This is a genomic window from Gimesia fumaroli (assembly GCF_007754425.1).
Classification (GTDB): domain Bacteria; phylum Planctomycetota; class Planctomycetia; order Planctomycetales; family Planctomycetaceae; genus Gimesia; species Gimesia fumaroli.
The window spans coordinates 6861240-6873415 of the sequence record NZ_CP037452.1 but is presented as its reverse complement, the minus strand read 5'-3'; the positions used below and the strand labels follow the sequence as shown (position 1 = coordinate 6873415).

Below are 12176 nucleotides of genomic sequence, written 5' to 3'. Positions count from 1 at the left end.
GGGAAGTGAATTGAGAGCACCGTAGCCTATAAGTCAGCGTAAGAAATGAAATTGACAAGGACCCTGGGATGTGTGTTTATGTGCATGCCGAGATCAAAGTCCCCGCAGTCGAATCTACCATTCGCGCGCAAAAAAACGGTGATTGCATTCGGAAACACAACCACCGTTCGAACAGGAATCACTGCTCACTGATTCGTAGTTATTCCAGCTCGAAATTAATTTCGTTTTCCCCATCTTTGACCTCGGCTGTCAGCCCGGAAGTCTTCTGCAGATTATATTTCGTAGGAATGTAAGAAGGTTCCATGGAAGCTTCCGGGTCTTCTGCAGAAACCCCTTCCATATCCCGTTCAGAAACGATCGTTACTTTATGAGTGCCTGGAAACGCGCCGTCACCTTCATCGTAGGTCGTCAGCACAAAGGTGCCATCCGGCTGGATCTTGCCATTGGCAATCCGCTCTCCTGAGTCGGGGAAGAACACAATTTCGCCAGTTTCCAGCGGTTTACCTTGAAAGGTGACAGTGCCTTTCACTGGTGCCGTTGGTTTCTTTTCGACTTGCTCGGCACAGCCAGTCATGATGATTGCCAACGCGAGAACAACGAAACGGATTGATGTCATACTTATCTTCATTTGGAACGATTACCAGAGAAAAAATGTGAAAGTAAAGATCAGTCACTGCACGGGGACATCGCGCAGAGTGGTTGCGGTTAACCAGAATTCAAACCTTGGGGCACTGCCTGTTTCGGACAGCATTTCAGACTCGGAAAAGTGAAGTTCGACTTAATATTCGCCGAGGACTTCTCCGCCCGAACGTGTGGCCAATCCTTTGAGCGTATCCAGGTTCATGCTGGCAGACAGGAACTGCACGCGTCCATCACAGAACAATAGATGCGCGCCGCCCACATGCTGGCTTCTCCAGGAAACGCCGTACTGTGAATGTGTGCCGGAACCAATCGGGTACTGCGTTGCCTTGGTATCGATCATCAGGAAACCATCTGTGCCGGTCGCACCTCCATAAACATACGTGGCCCAGGTCCAGGGCATCATGTCATCAAAGCTGGTGTTGCTGCCCCAGCCATTTAAAGCCGAAGAGAGTTCACCCAGCAGAAACGTATTTGAGGTTCCATCGGTAATGTCGCTCATGCGTGTCTTGGCTTTTGGATAGAGTACACCTGAGGTGGTATAATTGTGTGTGGATGTCGAAAAACCAGACATCAGTCCGACATCAACAGAACCACCATTTCCGCGGTAGTGCAACCCGCCATGATCGCTGGGAACGGTAGAGTGTGTGGGGGCAGTGGAACCCAGCTCGGAAGACGGGCAGAGGATCACCTGGATCGGTGTGGTAAATTCTGTTCGTGAACCAATCGAAGAACTGCGCCAGGGCGTAATTTCATTGATCTCACCTGTGATGGAAGAGATGCTGTTGTAAAGGGGCGCCTGATCAATATAAGGCAGAATCCGGGCAACCCAGCCAGTCTGATATCCACCCTTCTGAAAATAACCGGTGGGCATCATCAGGAAATTATCATGATAATTGTGAAACGCCAGTCCCAACTGCTTCAAATTATTTTTACACTGGGAGCGGCGTGCTGCTTCCCGGGCCTGTTGCACGGCGGGTAACAGTAAAGCAATCAGGATTGCGATAATCGCAATCACGACCAGAAGTTCAATCAGCGTAAAACCACGCTTCTTCGGAGTGAAATCAGTCATCGGGGGCTCTCGTTTAATTTCAGAAAAGAAAAATAAGCATAAATGCGTACAAATAGATACGTATAATCTGTATAGATCTCAATAGGGCATTCATTAGAAGCATTACCGTATTGCAGATCGCATCGAGAGTGGCGCAACTCTGTAGAAATGTTAAGAAAGTACCCATGATCTTAGCAATCTTGTTTACTAAATACAACTTATTTATGAAGATTTACAAAATATATTGCAAAGAAACAGACATTTAGCGATTTTTCATAACCTGTTTTATATAAACAGGTTTTTATCAATGTATTCTATAAAATCCGTTCAACTCAACAGGGGATTTCTGTTGGGGCAAATTGTCGAGAAACGAATTTGAGACATCTGTGTTAAATCAGGTAAGACTCTGATGCCGAAGCTGAGTCACAAATTTCTATAGCAGGAACACCTGGGAGAACTAGATGAAACCCCTTATCTGTATGACGTTGATCATTGTCTTCACGGGAGCTGCTCTGAATGATGGTCCTGCCCTGGCACAGCAGCCTCGGCGAGAACGTGCTCGCCGTTTGCGCGATTCCGTGGTCGAACACCGTGATCTGGAATATGCCAGCATCAATGGGAAACCTCTGTTGCTCGATCTCTATCTCCCCAAAGGAGTCAAGAATCCCCCACTCCTCGTCTGGATTCATGGGGGTGGCTGGCGCAATGGTGATAAAGGACGGGGAGGCAAGTTGATGCCGATCGGCACCGCAGCCGGTTATGCCTGTGCCAGCATCAACTATCGTTTAAGTGGCGAAGCAATATTCCCCGCGCAGATCCATGACTGTAAAGCCGCCATTCGCTGGTTACGGGCACATGCCGCCACGTATGGATATGATGCCCAACGCATCGGCGCAGGAGGTTCCTCCGCCGGCGGTCATCTGGTCGCGCTATTGGGAACCAGTGGAGGCGACAAGGGTCTGGAAGGAAAAGTGGGCACACACCTGGATCAATCGAGCAGCGTGCAGGCAGTCTGTGACATGTATGGCCCCACCGACTTTCTGCAGATGGATGCGCACGCCCTGCCCGATGCCCGTTTTAAACACAACGATGCTCGCTCTCCGGAATCACTGCTGATTGGTGGTCCAATTCTGGAGAACAAAGATAAAGTTGCGAAAGTCAATCCAATCACCTATATCGATCAGCAGGATCCCCCGTTCCTGATCATTCATGGCTCAAAAGATCCCCTGGTTCCCCTGCATCAGAGTCAACTGTTAAACGAGGCGTTAAAGAGAAACAAAGTGCCGGTCACACTCCGCGTGCTCGAAGGAGCCAAACATGGCGGCCGCGAATTCAACGCCCCGGACGTCAATGGCCAGATCGTGACCTTCTTCGACAAACATCTGAAGCAGCAAGAGAAACAGTCTCAGTAACATGCGAAGCTCACAAATTCGTCCTGCCTTAATCGGCTGAATGATCTGGATGGAAAATTCGCTTCCTGTCATACTGTGTGCAATGTTCTCACATCGGTAACAGCATGCTGTTTTCAAACAGAGAAAGGACGAAGGGATGTCGCCTGCTCACAAATCAGATACAACGCCGATCACTGCAAACAATCGCCGTCATTTTCTGACGACCGGAGCCGGCTTCGCAGCGGGGATGCTGCCGACGCTCGTTTCCGCGCAGGAACAACAGGAGCCCACGATGAACTCACGACCAAAGTGTCTGTTCTTTGATGTCAATGAAACACTGCTCGATCTGGAAGCGATGAAAGAGAGCGTCGCGAATGCTCTTGGCGGCCGTCCCGATCTGCTGCCGCTCTGGTTCACCACGATGCTACAGCATTCGCTGGTTGCGACGGTCGGCGATCATTATGACGATTTCGGCGTGATCGGTGCCGCCACACTGCAGATGGTGGCGCGCAACGAAGGGATCGCACTGACGGATGAAGCCGCGAAACAGGCAATCGCGCCGATTCGCTCACTCCCTCCACACCCCGATGTGAAACCGGCCCTCGAACAGTTAAAGCAGGCCGGCTTTCGGATGGTGACACTAACGAATTCTTCGCAGGCAGGCGTGGATACACAGATGAAAAACGCGGGCCTGTATGATCTGTTTGAAACACGATTGAGCATTGAAGAATTGCAGATGTTCAAACCACACTCGCACGTTTACAAATGGGCGGCTCGAAAAATGAAAGTGAAGCCGGAAGACTGCATGCTGATCGCCGCTCACGGCTGGGATATCGCCGGTGCGCTCTGGGCCGGCTGGCGCGGCGCATTTGTCTCACGCCCCGGCGCTCAGCTTTATCCCCTGGCAAAACAACCCGAAATCATCGAACCCGACCTGCAACGCGTCGCCGCACAGTTGGTGCAGTTGGGTATGAATAACTGTCAGTAATGTATTGGAAATGACTGTCAACAAAATCTCGATAGGCTGGATGACTTTTCGGTTAAGCATTGTGTACAGGGGCTTGTTGAAAAATCAACTCACGCAAAGACGGACAGGCTGAACGAAATTACTAAAGACTGATGCTGTTGAAACGAATGGTTGGAATCCTCAATGCTGACAGAATATTCGAATGATGAGATCTCAATTTTAATCCCGGATGACTGTCATGCCTCTCCGAGTCCCGGCCCGACGGTCTATCATTTTTACCGACATGATTTCGAGACCGAGAAAACGTCCATCGATATTTCAATCTGTATGTTTCAGTCTGATTCTTCAAAGAAGCTTGAAAGTGCAAGAGAGTATTTTCGGCAAAATATTCCCTTTGATATGGCAGAGAAACATCAAGGTATTTCGAACATACTCCCAAATACAGAAGAAATTTCTGGGATTGAAATGTTTGACGAAGAAGTCAAGTTCATGGGGTATATCTGGAATCTGTTTCTCGAATATCCTGATCAGAGGCATGTTGAATTATATCTCAGGTCTTCTGAACCATTTGAACGGGATGAAAAGTTCTGGCAGGAAATTATCTCCAGTTTCAAAGTCAAATCCTGGGATTTTGAAGTCCCGGAACTTCCCGAACTACCTCCCAGAGAAAAGACCATCGTGACTCCTGAGCAGATCCACGAGCTGCAGCAGTCGCTCCCACAGGAAGTACAGTATCTCACTGATTCCATTGTGACTCTGCTGGACCTTCATGAAGAAATCGTTTACGAAGAGTCGTTTGATATTTTACTTGAGTATGACTTTGAACCGCTTTATCGAATCGTGCGTCAGCAAGTAGACGTGCTCTCGGTGCCCGATGCAATTGAAATCATTAAATCGCATGGAATACAATTGAAATCCTGGCATGATCGGCATGAAGAATCACTTTTCGCCGGGCCAGTTGAAATCATTGCTATACAATTTGAGTCTCCCCTGCATCTCCTTCGAGATTGAGGGAATCCAGGGGCGTCGAATTTGTTCCGAATCGATTCAGTCCAGCTTCAAAATATCAATTTCATACTTGAGCTCAGGCATCCGCTTGAATGTGGCGGTGGACAGGCCTTGCTCGTCGGGGCCGGTGATCAGCGCATCATAATTGAGCATCAGATCACAGAGCCCGTGGTATTCAAAACAGTCATTGACAATCTTAAACAGGTTTTCCTGTCTCAGTGGAATGTCCAGTATTCTGAGATCGGACTGGAAATGAATCTCATCAGAACCATCCAGGCCCACTTCCAGGCTTTCATCGCAATATCCGTCTTCGTCATAGTGGTAAAAGCGAACTGTTTGATTCTTGCTGCTGACCTCAAAGGCAAAGCCACTCGTCTCACTTGTTTCAACGATCTCCTGGGCTTGTTCGATAATGTCCTGACCATCCGGATGCGATAAAAAATACGTTTTTTCAATTCCCCTGAGCATCAGTGCCAGAATAAATTGCTCCGGTAATGAAAAAGTCTCTCCTGCGATATTGTCCAAAATCGCCTCTGATTCTTTATTAACCTGCTCCTCTGCTTCGGGCCAGATTGTATCCAGTAACGCTTTTAAACCCAATCCGATATGTTCATCAATCACAGCATAGGCATACTCACCCTTCAGTGAAGCAATGCCGTGCCAGAGATGGGGCTGGTCCGAACTGAACGGTTTTTGAGAACGAATCGGTTCTGTCGCATTTTTCTTGGTTTGTTCGTAAACAGAAGCATCTGTTCTCTCTGGAAAGTGACAGGGGACATGGGGATCCGGCACAAAAACTACCAGCTGTCCCCGGGGAAATGCACCCGACCAGCCACAGGGATAGCCGCCTGCCTGAAAAATGGGAAACCAGCTTTCGTGCACAAAGCCGCTGTCTTTACTGAAGAGCGCCCTGCTTTTGCAGACCATATACAGTCCTTCGGCAATGAGATCTGCCTCTTCCTGAATCAGAAACCCTTTGAGCTGATCATTCACCAGGATAAAGATCTGTTCCCTGAGCTGTTCAAACACAGAAGTCAGAGCAATCTCCAGCTCCTTAATCATGCTATAAATCCCAGGCCAGTCTCCATACTCCATCAGTGTGTTATCGTCTTCATGTAATATCTCATTCCAGTCAACGCATCTGATATAGGGTTTATCATTGCCCAAGTCATCAGTAATTGACCTGCGATACAGATCGATCTTTTCGAACGTATGAATTTGTCTGATTTTGTACCCCGACGTTTCTGCGAGCTGTTGATCGAAGGGGATTTTGAGGATGTTTCCGGATTGTACGAGGTCAATCACTTCGTGTACCGCGTCGTTGTTGGGACCGAAGTCGAGCTGATCGAGGGGCGTGGGCATGAGGTCTCCATTGATAAGCAGATACGATGTTAAACTGATGAGAATCGGAGCGATCTTAAGGTAATACAAGCAGGAAGAAAAAGTTCACAAGCTCCTCAGTCTAGATTGAGAATATCGATCTCATACTTGAGCTCGGGCATCCGCTTGAATGTGGCGGTGGAAAGGCCTTGCTCGTCGGGGCCAGAGATCAGCTCATCATAATTGAGCTTCAGATCACTGAGGCCGTGATACTCAAAACAGTTGTTGACAATCTCAAACAGGTTATCCTGCTCAAGTGGAATATCCAGTTCTCGGACTTCGGATTCAAACTGGATACCTTCGGCATCAGCTTCCAGTTTTTCATCGCACATTCCATATTCGTCGTAATGAATAAAGCGGACGGTTCGATTCTGATTGCTGACCTCAAAGAAAAAGCCGCCGGTCTCGTTCATTTCGACAATCTCTTGAACCAGTTCTAATGTGTTCTGAGTGTCTGGATACGAAATAAGATAAGTACGTTCAACTCCCTTAAGCATCAGTGTTAAAAGAAACCGTTCTGATAATGGGATCATCTCTCCTGCAATATCCCCCCAGACAGCATTCAAATATTTTTCATCCTGCTCCATTGTATCAGGCCAGAGTGTCTCCAGTGAAAATCCCAGAGCGAATTGAATGTGTTCGTCAATCGCAGCGTAAGCATACTCACCCTCCAGTGAAGTAATTCCGTGCCAGAGTTGGGGCTGGTCCGAACTGAACGGTTTTTGTGAGCGAACCAATTCTGGTTTTTCCTCCCATGCTGTTTTCCACTCTTCCAGGTTTTCAAAAACGCGCGGTTTTTCCTTTTCGGGAAACCGGCAGGGAATATTGGGATCGGGGACAAAGACCGCCACTTGCCCTCGCGGAAATGCGCCATCCCAGCCACAGGGATACCCACCTGCCTGATAGATGGGAAACAGCGTTTCGTGCCTGAACGATTTGTCTTTACCAAAGAGGGCCCTGCATTTACAGACCATATACAGGTCATCGGCAATGATATCGGACTCATCCTTAGTCAGGATTCCTTTGAGCTGGTCATTCACCAGGATAAAGAACTGCTTCCAGAGCTGATCGAACTGGGAAGTCAGAGAACTATCTAGCTCCTCAATATTTTTAAATTTTTCGGTTGTATCTCCGTAATTCATCATTTTACCGATGTCATCACGTAAAAGGTCGTCCCAGTCCGCGCGTTTGATATACGGTTCGTAATTATCCATGCAATCATTCAATGATTTCCGATACAGGTCGATCTCTTCGAATGTATGAATCTGCTTAATCTTGTAGCCAGACGTTTCTGCAAGCTGCTGATCGAAGGGAATCGAGAGGAGCTTCCCCGACTGCACGAAGGCAATCACTTCCTGCACGTCTTCATTGTGCGGACCGAAGTTGAGTTGATCGAGCGACTTTATCATGATGTCTCCTGTAGTGAAAGTTTTGAGCCAGGCGAGGAATGATTGTGCTATCTTAAAGTTTTTCATTTCAACTTCTTCGCTGCCTGGTTGACCAGCTGTTTGATTTTGGGATGAGTGTGATCCAGATTGGCATAAAACACAGCGTCAGCACCACTACTCTTGGACTTGTAGGGGTTCGCGCCTGCATTGAGTAAAGCTTGAACAGACTCAAGATGTGCGAGATCGATTGCCCAGACCAAGGGGGCTCCTCCCTGACCTGCATCCAGCATCAATGAGGCATTTGCTTCGGCCAGAATTTGGATCATTTCAGGATCATTCTTCCAGACTGCGACTCCTACCGGTCTTACCCAGGTTAAACCGTGTCCGAAGTAGTGTGGATCTTCCTCCATCAGATTATAAGGTCTGGGTTCCTCGGCATTCGGATCCTCCACGCCAAAGCGGAATGATGTAGATATGGCATCCGGATTCGCACCCGATTTGATCAGTAATTCTGCCAGCTTGTGATGACCACAGATGACCGCCATTGCCAGCGGAGTGACCTGGCCGGCAAAAGGGAGCAGATCGCCCCGATGATTCACATTCACTCCTTCTTTGATCAGCTTCCTGACCTGTGTGATTTGATTCTGTCTTACCAGCCTCAGCAGATCATCAATGCTGGGATCCAGCCCACCTGCTTCAACGAGTGCTGCTTTAAAGTCCAGGTAACGTTGATGTGTATCTCCCCAGCGGGGCTCGCAGTAAAGATCCATTAGTTTGGTACTGCCACTTTCCGTTTCTGCCTGCAGATCGGCACCTGCTTCGATGAGCCGCATTGTTACGTTCGCTGAGTGAAGCAGTTTTTTCTTCTCTTTTTGGGAATCATATCGATGAGACTTTAAGAAACCCCTAAAATGAATCGCCTGGCGTCCTTGCGAATCGCGCAGATTCAGGTCAGTGCCTGCCTCCAGTAAGAGATTAATGAACTGCATCTCTTCGCGATCCACGGCGTCCATTAAGCAGGTTTTTTTCAGATCGCCGGGCCGATTCGGGTCGGCGCCATGTTCGAGCAGGAGAGACATCATCTTAGGAGACTTCCTGAACAGGGCTGTCGCCAGGGGATGGGCTTCTTTTAGTATTGGATTTGGATTTGCTCCCGCACTTAATAATGCCTCAGCAATTTTCAATGCGTTGAGGTCTACAGCGAGTTCCAGTGGAGTGCTGTCGCTCTTATATTCTGTTTTAAATTTCGCATTCACCGGCACTCCTTTTTTGATCAAGGCTCGTACTGTTTTCAGAGATTTTTCCTCGATCGCCTGTTTCAATTCTGGATCAATTTTGGGCAATTTGCGGCCTGGTTTTCGGCTGGGGTACAGTGTGTCTTCCACCAGCTGTTTTGCGGTCTCCGACTGGGTCCGTTCAAACAGATATTTCGCGACCTGTTTTTTCTTCGCCAGAAATGCTCTTTCGAGCGGCGTCTGATAGATCTCATCCAGTTCGTCCGGGTCGGCTCCCTGTTCAATCAGCAGCTTAACCATCGGCAGACTCCCCTGCTCGGCTGCACGATGCAGATATTCGTTGTCTTCCAGACGTCCCCAATACGTATTCTGGAATTCCTCGAAGGTCATGCCGTCTTCGAACAGATTCTTCAACGCGCGCGTTTTATTTTTTTCAACCAGTTCAAACACATCGCCCCAGTCGACCGCATCCATCGGCTCTCCCGTGAAAGGATTGATTGCTTGAGGACGCTTCTTTTTACTGGTTTGTTTTTTTCGTGGCGCCGATTTCTTTTTGGCCATGCTCATCTGTCCCGGTTGTATCTCGAATGCAAGTATGCGCAAAGAACGATTTCATGAGTCGATGGAGACGAAAATACTCTGACGATGAGTTTATTTCAACTTGAGCAACAAGCGGGGATCGTCGGTGTAGATGCGTTCGATGCCTTGGTTTAAAAACTGTTTCATTAACTTCGGATCGTTGACGGTCCAGACGCCTGGTTCGAGGCCGGCGGCTTTGATTTTTTGAATCTTCTCCGGGGTGATGCCCTGATAGTTCAGGACGAGGGCTTCGAAGCCGCGTTGTTTGGCGATGTTGATGTCGGTGTCGATGTTGGTCTCGGCGCCCCGGTCCCAGAAGACGGGAATCGCGGGGGCCAGTTGTTTGACCTGCGTCATATAAGTCAGGTTGCCGTCATTGAAGCCGACCCAGGGTTCCATGTTGAGCTGTTTCACCAGTGCGACCGCTTCTTTGACGCAGTCGGCTTTGGGCTGGAGAGAGACGCGGGTGCGGTGCTGCTGTTTGACCAGTTTTAAAACGTCTTCCAGAAGCGGCATCTGCTGGGGCGGGCATTCCTGTTTTGTTTTCTGGAGCCGTTTGCGGAAGTCGGTGGCGACGTCGACGGTTTTCAGTTTGGCGTAGGTTGAGTCTGCAACGGTGAGATTTTTGTCGCCGACCCGCTGGGTAGTTTTGTCGTGTGTGACAACGAGCTTGCCGTCTTTGGTGAGAAAAATGTCGAGTTCCAGCCAGTCCGCGCCGACTGCGATGCCACTTTCAAAAGCGGGCAACGTGTTCTCGGGAAATTCGCTGGAATTGCCGCGGTGGGCGGTGACGCCGTTCTTTAAAAACGTGGATTCTTTCTTTTCACCAGCGGACAGCGGGTTTAGTGTCAGACAACAGGCGAGTAACAGGGCAAGGTGTTTCATCTCAGGAATTTCTCTTCAGTCAGTCCGGTGATCATGATCTACAAGAGACCATCATGACAAACACGGTAGAGAAAACCAAGCAGACATTGCTCTGATCGAGTATGTCTAGAACGTCTTAAAGAGAATTTCATATAAAGCGTGGACGACGAGTCAGAGTCGTTTTACGCGATGATATCGTGCACGACGCGAGTCGGGAACTGATGCGTCAGACGCTCTCCCAGGCCGTTGCGTTCGTAAACCAGCTTCTCGTGATCCATGCCTAACAGATGCAGGATCGTCGCATGCCAGTCCTGAATGCTGACGCGATTCTCAACCGACGCGTAGCCGACTTCATCGGTGTTGCCGTAAACGAGGCCCCGTTTGACGCCGCCGCCTGCCATCCAGGCCGAGAATCCATACGGGCCATGATCGCGCCCCGCGACGTTCATCTTGGCTGCGGACGTGATCTGTGCGGTCGGCAGCCGACCGAATTCGCCGCCCCAGAGAACGAGTGTGTTATCCAGCAAGCCGCGCTGACGAAGATCTTTCAGCAGACCTGCGATCGGAAGATCGGTCTGACCGCAGGCGGTGCGGAGTGATTTATTGATGTTGGAATGATTGTCCCAGATCTGGCCGCGGGTGTAGAGCTGCACGAAGCGCACGCCGTTCTCGACCAGTCGGCGGGCCAACAGACAACGGCGGCCGAAGCTGTCAGTCTCTTTTTCATCAATGCCGTACATCGCCAGCGTTTCCGGTGTCTCCTGCGAGATATCGAGCGTCTCGGTGGCTTCGAGTTGCATGTTGGCGGCCATCTCGTAGTTTTGGATACGGGCTTCAAGTTCCATTTGGCCGGGTCGCTGTTTCTGATGCAGGCGGTCGAGCTGTTTGAGCAAGTCCTGTTTGGTGCGGGCGACCTGATCGACGCTTGCATAATCGGGGGCCAGGTTCAACAGCGGCGAGCCGGTCGCCTTCATGCGGGTTCCCTGATACAAGGGCGAAAGATAGCCGGACATCCAGTTATCCACGTTGTTCGTCGGCAGGCGGTTACTGGGGTCGGCCAGTACAACATATGCGGGCAGGTTCTGATTTTCATTGCCCAGTCCATAAGTAATCCAGGAACCGAACACCGGATGACCGGGGAACGTCTGACCGGACTGCATTTTATAAATGGCGGGCTCGTGATTAGGGTGCACATTATACATCGAACGGACGATGGTCATCTCGTCGACTTCCTGCGCGAGGTGCGGCAGTGCATCGGAAACCCAGGCCCCCGCTTTTCCATGCTGCTTGAATTCAAACGGACTCTGCATCAACTTGCCGGTGCGATCTTTTTCGAAAACCGCATTGCCGGTGAGTTCGCGGGGCGCTGTTTTTCCGTGAAACTTTTTCAGAGCCGGCTTGGGATCAAACAGATCGACCTGACTGGGACCACCCTGCATACAGAGATGAATCACCGATGTTGCACGCGGCGCGAAGTGCGGGCGTTTGGGCGCCAGGTTTTCGGGAATGGGCGCCGGGTGAAACGGTTGCTTTTCGGCGGCTCGTAAACTTTGCTGACCAATGAGCGACGTTAACGCCACGCCATACAGTCCGTCGGTCATGCGGTCGAAAAAACTACGACGCGAGATTTCAGACATCAGCGAATTGTGTGATGGTAAAACAGGCATGGTTGTT

At 49.7% G+C, this 12176-nt stretch carries 10 protein-coding genes; 3 read left to right on the top strand and 7 right to left on the bottom strand.

All coding sequences use genetic code 11. The features are described 5' to 3' along the window. Nucleotides 1–199: 199 nt before the first annotated feature. The gene (locus tag Enr17x_RS25930) at nucleotides 200–616 is read right to left on the bottom strand and encodes a hypothetical protein (RefSeq protein ID WP_145312801.1); all 417 of its coding nucleotides are present in this window, start codon (nucleotides 614–616) and stop codon (nucleotides 200–202) included. Nucleotides 617–778: 162 nt separating this feature from the next. Continuing rightward, complete coding sequence (locus Enr17x_RS25925; RefSeq protein WP_145314193.1) at nucleotides 779–1711, bottom strand: DUF1559 domain-containing protein; 933 nt, start codon at nucleotides 1709–1711, stop codon at nucleotides 779–781. Between the two features lie 440 nt (nucleotides 1712–2151). On the opposite strand from Enr17x_RS25925, the gene Enr17x_RS25920 reads away from it, so the two are divergent. The 3 genes from Enr17x_RS25920 to Enr17x_RS25910 all read left to right on the top strand — a co-directional run bounded on the left by Enr17x_RS25920 (nucleotide 2152) and on the right by Enr17x_RS25910 (nucleotide 5059). Next, nucleotides 2152–3102 carry an alpha/beta hydrolase gene (locus Enr17x_RS25920; RefSeq protein ID WP_145312799.1) on the top strand — a complete coding sequence of 317 codons (951 nt, stop codon included), beginning with the start codon at nucleotides 2152–2154 and terminating at the stop codon, nucleotides 3100–3102. 136 nt (nucleotides 3103–3238) lie between these two features. Further along, entirely contained in the window at nucleotides 3239–4069 is an 831-nt protein-coding gene (locus tag Enr17x_RS25915) for a haloacid dehalogenase type II (protein ID WP_198000812.1), read from the top strand. Nucleotides 4070–4231: 162 nt separating this feature from the next. Next, nucleotides 4232–5059 carry a hypothetical protein gene (locus Enr17x_RS25910; RefSeq protein ID WP_145312797.1) on the top strand — a complete coding sequence of 276 codons (828 nt, stop codon included), beginning with the start codon at nucleotides 4232–4234 and terminating at the stop codon, nucleotides 5057–5059. A gap of 36 nt (nucleotides 5060–5095) precedes the next feature. Here the strand turns inward: Enr17x_RS25910 and Enr17x_RS25905 are convergent, their stop codons facing one another. From Enr17x_RS25905 to Enr17x_RS25885, 5 genes are all read right to left on the bottom strand, one after another. Further along, nucleotides 5096–6418 carry a hypothetical protein gene (locus Enr17x_RS25905; protein ID WP_145312795.1) on the bottom strand — a complete coding sequence of 441 codons (1323 nt, stop codon included), beginning with the start codon at nucleotides 6416–6418 and terminating at the stop codon, nucleotides 5096–5098. A gap of 95 nt (nucleotides 6419–6513) precedes the next feature. Then, a complete protein-coding gene (locus Enr17x_RS25900) occupies nucleotides 6514–7845 on the bottom strand; it encodes a hypothetical protein (protein WP_145312792.1) in 1332 nt (443 codons plus the stop codon). Between the two features lie 62 nt (nucleotides 7846–7907). After that, nucleotides 7908–9620 (bottom strand): ankyrin repeat domain-containing protein, encoded by a 1713-nt coding sequence (locus tag Enr17x_RS25895; RefSeq protein ID WP_198000811.1) that lies wholly within the window; start codon nucleotides 9618–9620, stop codon nucleotides 7908–7910. 90 nt (nucleotides 9621–9710) lie between these two features. After that, nucleotides 9711–10523 (bottom strand): glycerophosphodiester phosphodiesterase, encoded by an 813-nt coding sequence (locus tag Enr17x_RS25890; protein ID WP_145312787.1) that lies wholly within the window; start codon nucleotides 10521–10523, stop codon nucleotides 9711–9713. 161 nt (nucleotides 10524–10684) lie between these two features. Continuing rightward, entirely contained in the window at nucleotides 10685–12169 is a 1485-nt protein-coding gene (locus Enr17x_RS25885; RefSeq protein ID WP_145312785.1) for a DUF1501 domain-containing protein, read from the bottom strand. Nucleotides 12170–12176: the final 7 nt, after the last annotated feature.